The sequence below is a fragment of the Mycobacterium sp. E2733 genome, assembly GCF_001667585.1.
Classification (GTDB): Bacteria; Actinomycetota; Actinomycetes; order Mycobacteriales; family Mycobacteriaceae; genus Mycobacterium.
This window is the reverse complement of sequence record NZ_LZJZ01000027.1, coordinates 33298-49831: the sequence shown is the minus strand read 5'-3', so window position 1 is coordinate 49831 and position 16534 is coordinate 33298. Positions and strand designations below refer to the sequence as shown.

Genomic DNA, 16534 nt, shown 5'->3' with positions numbered 1-16534 from the left:
CCGACTCGTTACTGGTCAAAACCCCGACCCGTTGCGAGCTTGTCGCGCAGACTCTTTGGCCGAATGTCGGGCCAATTCTGTTCGATGTACTCCAAGCACGCAGCGCGGTCCGCCTCGCCGTACACCACTCGCCAGCCAGCTGGAACATCGGCGAAGGCCGGCCACAGGCTGTGCTGCTCTTCGTCGTTCACCAAGACGAAAAAACTGCCGTTGTCGTCGTCGAATGGGTTGATGCTCACAATTCTCCAGGACGCCTAGTTGACATGAGTGGAACGGTTCCAAACCCTACTGGAGGCACCATGATGCGTCCGAGGTTTGGACAAAGTTCCCGGTGTGACCTGTCAGGCTCTTAACGCAGCCTAAGAATTGGGCTGGTGCGGGGCTGCGCAGCTGCCGCCGTTGGCTGCTGTGACCTGCCACAATGGCTCACCGGTGCGGTTTGCGGTCGGGCGGGGTCGGCCTGCTAGGACGATGAAATTTTGGGTGCTTGCCTCCGCCTAGGGTACCGACCAAAACTGCACCGCGAAAATCACCACGAGGCGAACCACCAGCGGGCGACGACGGTACCGTCCCGCAGGGACGCCGACCTGGCCGTTGCGGGGTCGATCGGCTCGCCGTCGAAGTGCCGCCGTCAAACCCATTGACTCCCGGCGGTGATCGTCGTTAGCTGACTACGGCTGCTGATCACTCAGCAGCCTCGGCCGCAGGGCGGACCGCGGGTGGGCGGGCCCCGTTCGGACCGAGTGGGGCATCCGGTGCCGATGGGGTGAACCATCCGGGCGGGCGATCTAAAAAATGCCGTTACGCATGCGGTATGTTTACGATCCCGTATCTCAATGCCAAAGGGGCTGATACGGAGACCATTGGCGTGGTTTACTCATCAAGACCTGGTCGCGCTCCCGGGGGCGGGGCTCGTATGGGGTGCCGAAGCACGACTAGTCTGCGACGTGCACCGCATTGGAGTGCCCTCACTTGGTGGCGCGGCCAAAGATGTAACAGCTTGATCGGGCCGGCGGATTAACAAGAGACGTGGAAACGGGTAGGAGGGGGTGCGGTGACCGAACCCGACCTGCGGGCCCGGCCCGATATCGCCAGCACGGGAGGCAGCGACATTAGCCAGCCGCCGAGTCGACGACGTCGTTTTTTGCCATTTGGTCGCCGATCTTTCGCTGAGCCGCAGGGGCAGCGCGCGCCGCGGGAATACCGCCGAAGTCAGGGAATCGGGATTCTCAGAGCGCTGAAGCATGCTTGGATCCCGCTGGTCATCCTGGCGGTCGTTATCGCCGGTGGCATTACCGTCACGCGGTTGCACGGCATATTCGGGTCCGAGAAGCGGCCGTCGTATGCCGACACCAGGCAGCAAGACACCAAACCCTTCAACCCCAAGCACGTGCAGTACCAGATCTTCGGACCGCCGGGAACCACCGCCGACATCAGCTATTTCGACGTCAATGGCGAGCCGCAGCACATCAACGGCATTCCACTGCCATGGACTTACGACATCGCGACCACCCTGCCGTCGATCGTGGCAAACGTTGTCGCACAAGGGAATAGCGATACTCTCGGCTGCCGTATATTGGTCGACGGTGTGGTCAAAGCCGAGAGGATCTCACACGAGTTGAACGCGTTCACCTACTGTGTGCTGACGGCCACATGAGCACCCAACCAGTGGTTGAAGAGCGCGCCACGCAGCCATTCTTCGCACGGATGATCCATCGGTTCTCCGTGCCCATTATCTTGGGGTGGCTGGGCATTGCGGTCCTGATGAGCATCGGCGTCCCATCGCTCGAGCAGGTCGAGGCCGAGCACGCGGTTTCGCTGAGTCCCATAGGTGCGCCGTCGTTCCAGGCGATGGAGCGTCTAGGTACGGACTTCAAGGAAACCAATACCGGCGCTTTGGCCATGATTTTGCTGGAGAGCCAGCAGCCACTGGGCGACGACGCGCACTCCTATTACGACCGTTTGGTTCATGACCTGGAAAACGACCACAAACATGTGCAGCACGTACAGAATTTCTGGGGCGACCCGCTCACTCGGGGGGCCGCGCAAAGCCAGGACGGCAAGGCCGCATACGTACAGATCAATCTGAACGGGACCGCAGGCAGTAGCTCGGGCGACGAATCGGTAGCCGCGGTTCGGAAGATCGTGCAGACCGCGAACCCGCCCGCCGGGCTCAAGGTCTACGTCACCGGACCTGCCCCGATCGTCGCGGATATGAACACGGCCGGCCAAAAGACCGTTCTATTGGTGACGGCGGTGAGCCTCGCCGTCATCTTCATTACCCTGCTCCTCGTCTACCGTTCCATCGTCACCGTGATCTTGTTGCTGCTGATCGTCGGGCTGGAATTGCAAATCGCACGGGGTATGGTCGCGTTGCTCGGCCATCTCGGGGTCGTCGGTCTGACTACCTTCGCCGTCAACCTGTTGGTAGCCGCGGTGATCGCGACCGGAACCGACTACGGAATCTTCTTCGTTGGTCGATATCAAGAGGCGCGCTACAACGGCGCGAGCAAAGAAGCTGCTTTCTACACCACATTCAACAGCGTCGCCAAAGTTGTATTGGCTTCCGGTTTGACGATCGCCGGTGCGGTGCTCTGCCTCAGCTTCACCCGGCTGCCGTATTTCCAGCCGCTCGGCATTCCCTGTGCCGTGGGCATTTCCATCGCGGTCCTGGTGGCGCTCACACTGGGCCCCGCACTTCTCGCGGCCGGCGCCCGGTTCGGGCTATTCGACCCGAAACGGGCGATCACGGTCCATCGATGGCGCCGCATCGGCACCGCCATTGTGCGGTGGCCCGCGCCCATTCTCATCGCGACCCTTGCGGTGGCGCTGATCGGGCTCTTGACGTTGCCGAATTACCGGCCGAGCTACGACGACCAGAAATTCATTCCGGCGAGCATTCCCGCCAACGTCGGGTATGCGGCCGCGGAGCGGCATTTCCCCGGATCACGAATGATGATGCCGGAGATCCTGTTGGTCGAGACCGACCACGACTTGCGTAACCCGACCGACATGCTGGTGATCAACAAGCTTGCCAAGGGCGTGCTGGCGGTTCCGGGAATTTCGACGGTGCAGACCGTCACCAGGCCCGAGGGAGTACCGCTTCAGCACACCACGATCCCGTGGATCGTGAGCATGGGGCAAGCGAGCCAGATGCAGAACATGGCGTTCCAAAAAGACCGCATGGACGACATGCTCGTGCAGGCCGAAGAGATGGGCAAAATGATCGCCATCATGCAGCACATGGTGGACTTGATGAAAGAGCTCGTCGCCACCACCCATCACATGGTCGGCGTGACGCATCAGATGCAGGACATTACTTCTGAACTGCGTGACCGCCTTGCGGATTTCGAGGACTTTTGGCGGCCACTACGCAGCTACTTCTACTGGGAAAGGCACTGCTACGACATTCCCATCTGTTTCTCGCTGAGATCCATCTTCGATGGCATCGACGGCGTCGACGAGATCAACGACAAGCTGAAAGAGCTCGTACAAAACCTCGATCAGCTGGACATCATATTGCCGCAGCTGGTCATGCAGATCCCGCCGATGATCGAAACCATGCAGAGCATGCGCACCATGATGCTGACCATGCACAGCACCATGTCGGGCGTCATGGGCCAGATGGATTCCAACGCCAAGGATCCGGCCGCGATGGGACAGGCTTTCGACGCGTCCAGGAATGACGACTCCTTCTACCTTCCGCCGGGGATCATCAACGGCTCGGAGGCCTTCAAGCGAGTCGAGAAGGTGTTCATGTCCCCGGACGGCAAGGACGTCCGGCTGCTCATTTCGCAACGGGGCGATCCCGCGACGCCCGAAGGGCTCTCCCGGGTCGAAGCGATCAAAACGGCGGCCGAAGAGTCGCTCAAGGGCACTCCGCTGGAGAATTCGAAGATCTATTTGACCGGTACCGCGGCGATCACCAAGGACTTGGTTGACGGGTCGAAATTCGACCTATTGATCGCCGGAGTGTCGGCTCTCTGCCTCATCTTCATCATCATGCTGATCATGACGCGGAGTTTCATCGCCGCATTGGTGATCGTCGGCACGGTGTTGCTTTCGTTGGGCGCGTCGTTCGGACTTTCGGTGCTGGTTTGGCAATACATGCTCGGAATTCAGCTGCACTGGACGGTGCTTTCGACGTCGGTGATCGTCCTCTTAGCGGTGGGGTCGGACTACAACCTGCTGCTGGTCTCCCGGATGAAGGAGGAACTTGCCGCGGGTATCAACACCGGCATCGTTCGTGCGATGGCCGGCACCGGGAAGGTGGTGACCAACGCCGGCCTCGTGTTCGCGTTCACCATGGCGTCCATGGCCGTCAGCGACCTGCGCAGCATCGGCCAGGTCGGCACCACGATCGGCATCGGCTTGCTGTTCGACACGCTGATCGTGCGGGCATTCATGACACCGTCGGTCGCCGCGCTGCTTGGGCGCTGGTTCTGGTGGCCGCAGACGGTTCGTCCCCGCCCCGCCAGCACGATGCTGCGACCAACAGGGCCTCGGCCGCTGGTGCGTTCGCTGCTGCTGAAGCAGCCGCGATAAGTGGGGGGCATCCACTTCGGCATGGGGACGACAAGCGTGGGGAGCATCGTGGCACAGGGACGGGCCGCATGAGCGTCGAACGGCGGCGGCCGCCCTTCTTCGCGCGGTCCGTCCGCAAACTCGCGATGCTCGTCATCCTGGCGTGGGTGGCGTTCACGCTCCTGGTCAGTTTCGGCGTTCCGTGGCTGGAGACGGTTGGCCGGGAGCATTCCGTACCGATGGCTCCCCAGGACGCGCCGGCGGTGCAGGCCATGCAGCGCATGGGAAGGGACTTCAAAGAATCCGATTCGGACAGCTTCGCGATGCTCGTGCTGGAGAGCCAACAGCCACTCGGCGACGACGCTCACAACTACTACGACCAACTAGTTCGCAAGCTGAAGGCCGACACCAAGCATGTCGAACACGTGCAGGACCTATGGTCGGATCGGCTAACGGCGGCCGGCGCGCAAAGCCCGGACAGCAAAGCCGTCTACGTCCAGTTGAACCTGGCCGGCAATCAGGGCACCACCCTGGGCCAGGACTCCATTGCCGCGGTTCGGCACATCATCGCCCAGACGCCGCCGCCCCCCGGCCTCACCGCCTATGTCACCGGTCCGGCAGCGCTCATTGCCGATATGCAGCATGCCGGCGATTCATCCATTCTGAAGATGACGTTGATAGGCGCCGTGATCATCTTCACGGTCCTGCTATTCGTTTACCGGTCCATCATCACCGTAATTTTGCTGTTGCTCACGGTCGGCATCGAAGTATTTGCGGCACGCGGCATCATCGCGTTCCTCGGCGACCACGGTCTGGTTCAACTCTCGACGTTCGCAATCAACCTGCTGGTGGCCCTCGCGATGGCCGCCGGAACCGACTACGGAATCTTCTTCTTCGGCCGATATCAAGAGGCCCGTCAGGCCGGTGAGGACCGCGAAACCGCCTACTACACCACCTACCGCGGGGTCGCTCCCGTCGTCCTGGGCTCCGGCTTGACGATCGCCGGAGCAATGCTGTGCCTGAGTTTCACGCGGATGCCCATCTTCCAGACCATCGGCGTGCCGTGCGCGGTGGGCCTGCTCGCTTCGGTCGCGATCGCCTTGACCCTGGTTCCGGCGGTCATTACCGCCGGAAGCGGCTTCGGGCTATTAGACCCCCGGCGCACGATCGGGTTTCAGCGCTGGCGCCGGGTCGGCACGGCGATCGTTCGCTGGCCCGCACCCATTCTCGCCGCGACGATCGCCATCGCTCTCGTCGGTCTGGTGACCTTGCCGGGCTATAAAACCAGCTATAACGACCGCGCCTACATCCCCAAAGACGTTCCAGCCAATGTGGGATATGCGGCCGCCGATCGTCACTTCACCCAGTCCCGGATGATGCCGGAAATCCTGATGATCGAATCAGATCACGATATGCGGAATCCGGCCGACTTTCTAGTGCTGCACAGACTGGCCAAAGGGATCTTCCAGGTGAAGGGCATTTCCCGGGTTCAGGGCATAACCCGACCGGAGGGAACGCCGATTCAACATACGTCGATACCGTTCTTGCTCAGCATGCAGCAAGCGATGATGTCGCAAGATATGAAGTATATGCAGGCGCGAACAGACGACATGCTCAAGCAAGCCGACTTGATCGCTACACAGATCGCGACGATGAAGCGTTTGTACGAGTTGCAAAAGCGGATGACCGAGATCACCCATGACACGATCTTGAAGACCAAGGAAATGACTGTGGTTATCGATGAAGTTCGACAACATTTGTCGGATTTCGAAGATTTCTTTCGGCCGCTGCGCAGCTATTTCTACTGGGAAAGACACTGCTACGACATTCCGATTTGCTGGTCGCTGAGGAACATATTCGAGACATTCGACGGCGTCGATATCCTGGCAGATAAGATGGAGCAGGACCTCATTCCTGACCTCGACAAGATGGACGCGCTCATGCCGCAGCTGCTTGAGCAATACCCGACGATGATCGCGATAGCAGAGGATATGCGGTCGATGCTGTTGACGATGCACAGCACCATGGCCGGCACCCTCGGACAGATGACCAGCAACGACAAAGACGCGGTCGCCATGGGCGAGGCGTTCGATGCCTCCAAGAACGACGACTCTTTCTATCTCCCCCCCGACATTTTCGAAAACGCCGACTTCAAACGCGCGATGAGCAACTTCCTGTCCCCCGACGGGAAGGCGGCTCGATTCATCATTTCGCATCGCGGCGACCCCGCGACGCCCGAAGGCGTATCACGGATCTCACAAATAAGAACGGCCGCCGAAGAGGCACTCAAGTCGACACCGCTGGAAAACTCGAAAATCTACATCGCCGGCACGGCGTCGACCTTCAGGGACTTCAAGATAGGTTCCGAATACGACCTCTTCATTGCCGGCGTCGGTGCGCTCTGCCTCATCTTCATCATCATGCTCGTCATCACGCGCAGCTTCGTGGCGGCGCTCGTCATTGTTGGCACTGTGGCGCTGTCGCTGGGCGCCTCGTTCGGATTGTCGGTTCTGATCTGGCAGTACCTTTTGGGCTTCAAATTGCACTGGATGGTGCTTCCGATGGCCGTGATCATCCTTCTGGCGGTCGGCTCTGACTACAACCTGCTGCTGGTTTCCCGTATGAAAGAGGAAATAGCGGCGGGCATCAAAACCGGCATCATCCGGGCGATGGGCGGTACCGGTAAAGTCGTGACCAACGCGGGCCTGGTATTCGCTTTCACCATGGCCGCGATGGCTGCCAGCGACTTGCGCATCATCGGACAGGTCGGAACCACCATCGGCCTGGGCCTGATTTTCGACACCTTGATCGTTCGGTCGTTCATGACACCGTCGATCGCGGCGCTGCTCGGACGTTGGTTCTGGTGGCCGCAGGTGGTTCGTCCCCGCCCGGCCAGTTACATGCTTCGTTCCGAAGGGCCCCGTCCCGTGGTGCGGGCGTTGCTATCGCGCGACATGGAAGAAGACGACGCCCCAACGGCCGAGATCCCGCGGCTGGTTCGATAGGGCTTCCTTCTGCGGCGGCGCGTGGCAGGGCTCGTGGCGGATACGCTGAGGATTCATCATGAAATTCGCCCTGGCATGCTACGGAACTCGCGGTGATGTCGAGCCGTCAGCCGCCGTCGGCCGCGAACTGCTGCGCAGAGGCCACGAAGTCCGGATGGCCGTCCCGCCCGACCTCGTCGGCTTCGTCGAGTCGGCGGGGCTTGCGGCCGTCTCCTACGGGCCAAAACTAGAAGACTTTCTCGATGAAGAGTTCTTGCGAAACATGTGGAGGGACTTCTTCCGAAGTGCCTGGACGATCCACGGACCGCTGCGCGTGGTGCGGAGGGTCTGGGAGCCGATCATCCGGTATTGGGGCGACGTCAGTACCACTCTGATGTCGCTGGCCGAGGGGGCCGACCTACTGTCCACCGGCATCAATTTCGAACAGCCCGCCGCCAACGTCGCCGAGTGTTACGACATCCCGCTGGCCACGTTGCATCACTTCCCGATGCGGGCCAACGGCCAGCTGGTTCCGAGCGCGCCGCCGGCGGTGGTTCGGTCCACGATGACGGCGACCGAATGGCTGTTTTGGCGCTCGACGAAAAAGGTCGAGAACACACAGCGCCGTACGCTCGGCCTGCCGGAGGCAAAACATCGCTCTTCGCGACGGGTCGCCGAGCGGGGATCGCTCGAGATCCAGGCGTACGACCAGGTGTGCTTCCCCGGATTGGCAGCCGAATGGGCGAAATGGGGTAGCCGACGCCCCTTCGTTGGTGCGCTGGCGATGGAGTTGACCACCGAAGCCGACGAGGAAATCGCATCGTGGATCGCCGAAGGGACACCGCCGGTGTGCTTCGGATTCGGCAGCATACCGGTGGAGTCACCCGCCGAAACGGTCGCGATGATCAGCGCAGCATGTGCAGAATTGGGTGAGCGGGCCCTGGTTTGCTTCGGCGGGAACGATTACACCGACGTACCGCAGTACGACCACGTCAAAGTGGTGGGAGTCGTGAACTACGCTGCGGTCTTTCCCGCCTGCCGTGCGGTAGTCCACCACGGCGGCTCGGGCACCACCGCCGCGAGCCTCCGCGCCGGAGCGCCTACCTTGATCCTGTGGAGTTCGGCCGATCAGCCATATTGGGGAAATCAGGTCAAACGCCTCCACCTCGGCACCGCCCGCCGTTTTGCCGCGACCACGCAAGACTCCCTAGTCGCCGACCTGCGTCGGACCCTCTCCCCCGAATGCGCCGTCCGCGCCCGCGAACTCGCCAAGCGGATGACCACACCCGCCGAGAGTGTCGCCAAAGCCGCCGACTTGTTGGAACATGCGGCGTCGCGGAAACGCGTTGAGTGATGTGGATTGCTGCCATCGGGTGGTCAACGGCGGTGCCCGCTATGGCGACGCCGTGGCGCCCGCGGACCATGTGACCCAGATCGCACATAAAGTGTCATGACCGGTACAGTGACGACCATGCTGGGCAAACTCAGACGGCACTAACGACGTCGGTTCGGGACTACGCCGCCACTGCTGGTACTGACATGCGCGATAGGGGTCGGGCTTGACTGAGCAAAGTTGTCGCATATGCGAAGGCGTTGTTCGGGAAGTGCTTGACCTTGGCCCACAGCCCGTCTCGAATGCTTTTGTGCTGCCCCAGAAGGCACACGAGGTGCCGTTTTTTCGGCTTGCGGTTGGATTATGTACTTCCTGCACGATGGTGCAGCAGGTCAACGAGGTTCCACCGCACCAAATGTTCCATGCGGAGTATCCGTACCGCGCATCCGGATCATCATTGATCCGCAAACACGGCGAGGAGGTGGCCGGGCGGATCATCCAGACCTGCCCGGGCGGTCGCGACGGCTTCGTCGTCGAAATCGGCAGCAACGATGGCGTGATGCTGAAGACGCTTAGCCAGGCCGGGATTCGGCATCTGGGAGTGGATCCGGCTGCCGTGGCGGCCGACGTCGCGCAGACCAACGGCGTCAATGTATGGAAGGATTTCTTCAACGCGTCGACGGCGACCAAGATCCGCGACAAGCACGGGTCGGCACAACTGATTTATTCGGCGAACGCGATCAGTCACATCTCTTACCTCGACGAGATATTCTTCGGGGTCGACATCTTGCTGGCGCCGGACGGGTTGTTCGTGTTCGAGGATCGCTATCTGGGCGACATCGTCGAGTGCGTCTACTTCGACCAAATATACGACGAGCACGTCTACCTGTTCTCGATTCGCTCAGTGCAGGCGATGGCGGCTCGATTCGGCTTCGAGCTGATCGATGCCGAGCACCTTCCACTACATGGGGGTTCCATTCGCTACACCGTGGCCCGCCCGGGCATCTCGAAGCCGTCCGCGGCCGTCGCCGAATTCTTGGCGCGCGAGGAAGCCAAGGGACTTGCCGAGGAAGCGACCTTCCTCGAGTTCTCCTCCGCCGTCGAGCAAATCCGTAGAGACCTCGTCACCCTCCTCCAGGATTTGCGCTTCGACGGCCGACGGGTCGTCGGCTACGGGGCGACGTCGAGGAGCGCCACCGTAATGAACTATTGCGGTATTGGCCCCGACTTGCTTTCTATGGTGTGTGACTCGACCCCGGCGAAGCAGGGCCGCGTCACACCGGGTACGAAGATCCCGGTATGCCCGCCCGAATACTTCTGCAATCCCTACCCTGACTACGCGTTGCTGTTCGCCTGGAACCATGCCGAGGAAATCATGGCCAAGGAACGCCGTTTCCATGAGAACGGTGGTCGGTGGATCTTGTACGCACCGAAGGTCCATCTGGTGTGATGGCGGTTGGCCCGGGCCTACCGCGGGCTGGATCGCTAACTCGGCTGACGTTACAGAACTCACCGATATGATCGAGCCGGTTTCATCCTCGGCACCGCGGTCCGCTCACTAACTTTCACTGCACTCGAACAGGAGGCGTCGGCCCTTGTCAGCGTCTGTGCTCATCACCGGCGGGGCGGGATTCATCGGCACCCTGCTTTCGCGCCGTCTCGTCGAGGCTGGCTACGACGTCGCTGTCATGGATGTCTTGCTCCCCCAGGTGCACGGTCATCGTCCTACCCTCAAGCTCGAGCCATCTGTGCGATTATTCACCGGCGACGTCACCCATGCGCCCGACTGGGATGCCGTCCTGCGATTGTTCCGCCCCACCCAGGTCGTCCATTTGGCGGCTGAGACGGGCACGGCGCAGTCGCTGTCCGAGGCGACCCGCCACGGCTCGGTCAACGTCGTGGGCACCACCCAGCTTCTTGACGCCCTGAGCCGCGCGGAGTGGGTGCCCGACCAACTCGTATTGGCGTCGTCGAGAGCCGTTTACGGCGAAGGCGCTTGGCAGTCCGGCAGTCACGTTTTCTATCCGCGGCCACGGAGCCACGCACAGCTGTCGGCCGGTATCTGGGATCCCGTCGGACCTTCGGGCGAACCTGCGGTGCCGATTCCCCACCGCGCGGGCGAAACCGAGCCCCGGCCAACCAACATTTACGGCGCCACCAAGCTGGCCCAAGAACACCTGCTGGCAGCCTGGACCGCCGCGCATGACACGAAGCTCAGCGTCCTCCGGCTGCAGAATGCCTACGGACCGGGCCAGTCACTGACCAACCCATACACGGGGGTCGTCCCGTTCTTTGCGCGTTTGTCGCGCGAGAAACTCCCGTCGGAGGTGTACGAAGACGGCCGGATCGTGCGCGATCTCGTCTATATCGATGATGTCGTCGACGCGCTGTTCGCGGCCGTTCAGCAACCTCCTGCTGAATCTCGTTGTCTCGACATCGGTTCGGGCAACGGCATAACCATCCATCAACTGGCCCGGAAGATTGCCGCGATCTTCGATGCCCCCGAACCCGTCGTGGTGCCCAAATTCCGCGACGGCGATATTCGCGCCGCGAGCTGCGACGTCGAACCGGCGAGCAGCGAGCTCCAGTGGCGCCCGAAGTGGTCGCTTGACGACGGGCTCCGCTCCCTGCTCGACTGGATCGACGAACAAGCCGACGTTCCTTCTGCGGCAGGCGATCGCGCCGGATCGGGCGTCTCGTCGCAGCACTAAGCCCGTCCATTTGCCGCGCATGCCCCGGAGACGGCTATTCGAATGTGTGGCCGCCCGCAAACTCGCCGCGGGGCGACGACTCCATGACGAGGCCAACGCGAGGCCTGAGGTAACCTACGCACGCGCCTGACTCATGGTGGGGCTATCGCAGACGGAACGCGGCTACGGATGGAAATGTCTGCCGACGGCAAGAACCCGCTAGTGTGACCAAGCGAACCCTGGTTACCCGGGTCAGAAAACTCAAAACGCGCGTTGACGGTGTCGACGGGCGTCTAGGCTCACCACCGGCACTTACTGGCATGCGAGACAGGGGGCGGTTTTGACCGTGACCGATAGCGACGTCCGATCTCTCTACCTCGATCAGATCCGGCGCGACCTCACCAGGTATGGCATGGACCAACTCGTGCCGGTGGGGTGGCCACTGCGGATGCGCGCCAGCGTCGGGTGGTTGACGTGGCTTCCCTTTCTCAAGAACCGCAGCCTGATGCTGGTGCGTAAGCGCCCGTTCGACAAGCATGCACGCGACTTGGGCATGGATTGGCCGGCCGATGCCGAGACCATGATCGGAATGCGGCGACTCACCAGTCTGCAGCAATGCGTCGAGACCGTGCTGACCGAAGACGTTCCCGGAGATCTGGTCGAGTGTGGAGTGTGGCGGGGCGGGGCATCGATTCTCATGCGCGCCGTCCTCGCGGCCTACGGGGACAAGACGCGGCACGTGTGGCTAGCCGATTCCTTCGAGGGTGTGCCACCCCCGGACAGCGCAAACTACGAAGCGGACAAGCTGCCGCGCTTTGCGCTCGGGCTGCATCACGCTGCGCCGGTCCTGGCCGTGTCGCAGGACGAAGTCAAAGCGAATTTCGAACGCTACAACCTGCTGGATGATCAGGTCCGCTTTCTTCCGGGCTGGTTCAAGGACACGCTGCAGGATGCGCCGATTGAACAGATCGCCGTCCTGCGGCTTGATGGCGACCTCTATGAGTCGACAATTCAGGCGCTCGACGCGCTGTACCCGCGATTGTCGCCGGGCGGTTTCTGCATCATTGACGACTACAACCTTGCCGGATGCCGCCAAGCCGTCGCGGACTACCGGACCAAGCACGGGATCTCCTCGGAGATCGTCACGATCGACCAATGTGGTGTCTTCTGGCGTAAGTAACGGGTCAGGCGCGGTCGTCGCGCTCGAGACGCGGGCGCCCGAAATATGCCCATGCTGAAAGTGCCATCGGAGTACAGGTTTCATCTGGACGCGCGGGTGACGCCGACATGGGCGGAACATTGAGACTTGGGGACTAGACGATGAGGTTTGTGCTGGCGAGTTACGGAACTCGAGGCGATATCGAGCCTTCCCTGGTTGTCGGTCGTGAACTGGTGCGCAGGGGGCATGATGTCCGCATGGCTGTGCCGCCCGACTCGGTCAGTTTCGTTGAGGCGGCGGGGGTTTCGGCGGTCGCCTACGGGCTGGACACGCGGACCTGGTTGGACGTGTATCGGAACTTCTGGACAGCTTTTTTCGGGGCCTTCTGGAAAGTCGGAAACCTTCGAAAGCTCTGGCACGAGATGTGGGAGCTGAGCGACGAATCCTGGACCCAGATGAGCAAGACGCTGGCATCGGTTGCGGACGGAGCTGACCTGCTGTTCGTTGGCCTTAGCTATCAGGAGGCCGCGGTCAACGTCGCGGAATACCTGAACATTCCGTTGGCCACGCTGCATCACGTTCCGGTCCGGGCCAACGGCGAGCTGTTGCCGATTCTGCCGCCGCCGCTGGCTCGTTTGGCGATGACGGCGTTCGACTGGCTGGGTTGGCTTCTGAATTGGAAGGTCGAGCGAGCGCAGCGCAGCGACCTCGGACTACCGAAGGCGAAAGGCCCGGCGGCGCGCCGGATCGCCCAAAGCGGTGCGCTGGAAATTCAAGGCTACGACGAGGCTTGCTTTCCCGGGCTGGCCGCGGAGTGGGCCAAATGGGACGGCCAACGTCCGTTCGTCGGTGCGCTGACCATGGGGTTGACCACCGGCGCCGACGACGACGTCGTGTCGTGGATTGCCGCGGGTACTCCCCCAATCTGCTTTGGGTTCGGCAGCATGCCGGTGGAATCGCCGGCCGAGGCGATAGAGATGATCAGTTCCGCATGCGCGGAGTTGGGCGAGCGTGCGTTGATCTGCGCCGGTTGGAGTGACTTCAGCGACATCCGGCACGGCGAGCACGTCAAGGTGGTCGGCGGCGTGAACTACGCCGCGATCTTCCCCGCCTGTCGGGCGGTGGTCCATCACGGCGGCTCGGGCACCACGGCCGCAAGCCTGCGCGCCGGGGTCCCGACCCTGATCCTGGCGATGGACGTCAACCAGATGTTGTGGGGCGCCTGCGTCAAACGGTTGAAAGTGGGAAGCTCCCGGCGCTTCTCGAGTACTACGCGCAAATCGTTGGTTGCTGACCTGCGCCGGATCCTGGCCCCGGAATACACGACGCGGGCGCGAGAACTCGCGACCCGGATGACCACACCGGCCGAGAGCGTCGCAAGCGCCGCCGACGCCGTCGAGGCGTACGCCCGGTCGAGGCGTCTTGCCTGACTGGTGGAGGGACCCAAAGCGCCGCGCTGCGAGGTGGCTGCCTGTTAGGATCCAACGACGCCGCTCAAGGTTCTCGCCGAAACGGTACGATTGAATCGCCAATTCGAGCTGCGGGACTCGACTGCACCGACCTTTTCAGACAAAGACCAAGGAAAACATGACCAGCCTGACGACCAAGCCCAAAGTTCCTTGGACGCCCCGGAGCCTTACGATCCTATTTTTTTGGTGGATCGGGGGCATGCGTCCGTCTGTGGTGTGGCATTACCTTACCGACGCTTTGCGCTATCGCCTGGTTAAGCGTGGGATTCCATCGCGGACGGCAAAGCACCTCGCTGAGGTTAGCGCGGAGTTTGAGGCGAAAGCAGCGCAGGGACAATTTCAAGAGCGCTGGTTCGACATGAATATCGTGCCTTGGACCGTCACCTTTCCGAAAGTCTTCGATCGTACCGACCCGGTGCGGATTCTTGAGATCGGGTCATGGGAAGGACGCTCGAGTCTGTTTTTCCTGACCTACTTCTCGCGATCGGAATTGACTGCGGTCGATACCTGGGCGGGTAGCGATGAGTGGCACTACAACGCCACCCCGGACCTGCGGGACCTGGAAGCCCGGTTTGACAGCAATGTTTCCTCGGGTGCGGGGCGGGTAACGAAGCGCAAAGGATCGTCGCTGAACGTGTTGCCACAATTGATCGCCGAACGGCAAGAGTTCGACGTGGTCTATGTGGACGGATCTCACTTCTCAGATGACGCCATAGTCGACAGCCTTAATTCTTGGCGTTTGCTCAAGCAGGGCGGAATGATGATATTCGACGACGTTATGTGGCCCGCTTACCCTCGCGCGCGGGCCAATACCGCATGGGCAATCCACCAATTTCTGAAATACCACCCAGGCGAATACAAAGTTCTGCACGCCCAGTATCAGATCATTCTGCAGAAGAAGAAGGCATTCGTCGACGAGATAGCAGACTGGGTCGGCAGGCCAGCTGCCCCCGCTGCAATTTCGGATCCGTCGAACAACGGTCGTCAGCCACAGCAAACCCGCCAGCAGGTGTTGGGTTAGACGCAAGGTGATTCATACCCTAGTCAAGCCCACGCTGACCCCGTGGTAACCCGCCCAGTTCGACGCCCCTGTTGCTGCCGTCGTCATCGGGGCCCGTCCCGATGACCTCCCTGGGTCATTGGCGCAGCGGTGGCTAATGACCCCAAACGGGGGCGTGCGTGGATTCCGCGCACTTCGCTACCCCGAGGTCGCCTCTTGTTGGACGGTGACGGCGGGCGCCGGCAGACCTAGCCTCTTCCGGGCCAATCGCGACTTCAACGCCATCGCGCGCTTCTCGACCCCGAACCAGCTCAGAGCGGCCAGGGGCACGGTGGCGGTGCCGGCGACAGCTGCGAAAGCAAACGGATTCAAAAAGCTCAGCCCGCACATGACAAGAAATTGCTGCACCGGCCACCCGTAAATGTAGATGCCATACGAAAGATCCGTCCGCAGCCTGAGACGCGGGTGACGGATCAGGGCGCCCGAGACGATGATCGCGTACGCCAACGGAATGGCGCCGACCACCCGATAGTTGGTTACCAGCAAGGCGGAACCAATGGCGATAGCCATGCAAACTATTACGAGCGACCATCGAGCGGGCAAGACGTCGCGGAACTGGTGGATCAGCATTCCGGCCAGGAACACAACGGCGAAGCGCCCGATCATCTGCGGGATGGTTTGCACTGCAAAGCCCGGGTAGGACACCACCGCGGCCAACCACACCGCCAGTGCGAACGCGAGAGGAACCGCCCATCGGCGGCGCAGTAGCCCGACAACGCCGGCAGCGGCGACTCCGATGTAGCAGAACAGCTCGAATATGAGAGTCCAGAGGGTGCCGTCCCACACGTGGGGCCACGGAACTCCGTTCGGTGTCCCCGCGATACTGCCGTGGTACACGTTCAGTACGGCATTGTTCAGGACGTATTCGATTGGCGCAGTGGACATCAGCAGTTTCTTCGGCGACCCACCCTGAACGGCCACTCCGATCGGGGCGATGACAAACGCGATCACGATCAGGCAGACCCACAATCCGGGAAAGATACGCAGACCGCGCGCGACGAAGTACTCGCGCCAGCGCGGGTTGCGGTGCCAACTCGCGGTGATGAGGAAGCCCGAGAGGACGAAGAAGCCGTCGACCGCTACGTCATAGAGGCCGTGCAATCCGGGAGCCGTGTGGCCGGTCAGAGGCCACGAGTGCTGTAGTACGACGGCACTGGCCATCACAAGTCGCCACACATTGAGGGCGTTCATGCGCGGATCGAACACCTGGCTCAGTTTCATGCGTCTCCACCTATCCCGGTTGACCGTCCAGTGTTGCGCAGTTTCGCGGGCGTCGCATGGAGGTTTGCAAAAGATCCGCGACTGGCGTGGCGGC

At 61.6% G+C, this 16534-nt stretch carries 11 protein-coding genes; 9 read left to right on the top strand and 2 right to left on the bottom strand.

The features are described from left to right. Positions 1 to 8 precede the first annotated feature (8 nt). On the bottom strand, positions 9 to 239 hold the full coding sequence (locus tag A5678_RS06260; RefSeq protein ID WP_066950804.1) for an MbtH family protein: 231 nt from the start codon (positions 237 to 239) through the stop codon (positions 9 to 11). Between the two features lie 998 nt (positions 240 to 1237). Here A5678_RS06260 and A5678_RS06255 point away from each other — a divergent pair. From A5678_RS06255 to A5678_RS06215, 9 genes are all read left to right on the top strand, one after another. After that, the gene (locus tag A5678_RS06255; protein ID WP_068040193.1) at positions 1238 to 1657 is read left to right on the top strand and encodes an MmpS family protein; all 420 of its coding nucleotides are present in this window, start codon (positions 1238 to 1240) and stop codon (positions 1655 to 1657) included. Further along, positions 1654 to 4545, top strand: coding sequence for an RND family transporter (locus tag A5678_RS06250; protein WP_068039964.1), 2892 nt, complete (start codon positions 1654 to 1656; stop codon positions 4543 to 4545). The genes A5678_RS06255 and A5678_RS06250 overlap by 4 nt, the downstream gene beginning before the upstream one ends. Before the next feature lie 68 nt (positions 4546 to 4613). Next, the gene (locus tag A5678_RS06245; RefSeq protein WP_068039962.1) at positions 4614 to 7529 is read left to right on the top strand and encodes an RND family transporter; all 2916 of its coding nucleotides are present in this window, start codon (positions 4614 to 4616) and stop codon (positions 7527 to 7529) included. A gap of 58 nt (positions 7530 to 7587) precedes the next feature. Continuing rightward, positions 7588 to 8862: a glycosyltransferase gene (locus tag A5678_RS06240; protein WP_068039961.1), complete on the top strand. Its 1275-nt coding sequence runs from the start codon at positions 7588 to 7590 to the stop codon at positions 8860 to 8862. 205 nt (positions 8863 to 9067) lie between these two features. After that, positions 9068 to 10291, top strand: a complete 1224-nt coding sequence (locus A5678_RS06235; protein ID WP_068039960.1) for a class I SAM-dependent methyltransferase — start codon at positions 9068 to 9070, stop codon at positions 10289 to 10291. A 157-nt stretch (positions 10292 to 10448) separates the two neighbouring features. Then, on the top strand, positions 10449 to 11552 hold the full coding sequence (locus A5678_RS06230; RefSeq protein WP_068039958.1) for an NAD(P)-dependent oxidoreductase: 1104 nt from the start codon (positions 10449 to 10451) through the stop codon (positions 11550 to 11552). 325 nt (positions 11553 to 11877) lie between these two features. Further along, positions 11878 to 12711, top strand: a complete 834-nt coding sequence (locus A5678_RS06225) for a TylF/MycF/NovP-related O-methyltransferase (RefSeq protein ID WP_068039956.1) — start codon at positions 11878 to 11880, stop codon at positions 12709 to 12711. Between the two features lie 140 nt (positions 12712 to 12851). Next, the gene (locus A5678_RS06220) at positions 12852 to 14120 is read left to right on the top strand and encodes a glycosyltransferase (RefSeq protein ID WP_068039953.1); all 1269 of its coding nucleotides are present in this window, start codon (positions 12852 to 12854) and stop codon (positions 14118 to 14120) included. Between the two features lie 157 nt (positions 14121 to 14277). Continuing rightward, positions 14278 to 15180, top strand: coding sequence for a class I SAM-dependent methyltransferase (locus A5678_RS06215; protein ID WP_068039951.1), 903 nt, complete (start codon positions 14278 to 14280; stop codon positions 15178 to 15180). Positions 15181 to 15357: 177 nt separating this feature from the next. On the opposite strand, the gene A5678_RS06210 is transcribed toward A5678_RS06215, so the two are convergent. After that, positions 15358 to 16440 (bottom strand): acyltransferase, encoded by a 1083-nt coding sequence (locus tag A5678_RS06210; RefSeq protein ID WP_156746783.1) that lies wholly within the window; start codon positions 16438 to 16440, stop codon positions 15358 to 15360. Positions 16441 to 16534 lie beyond the last annotated feature (94 nt).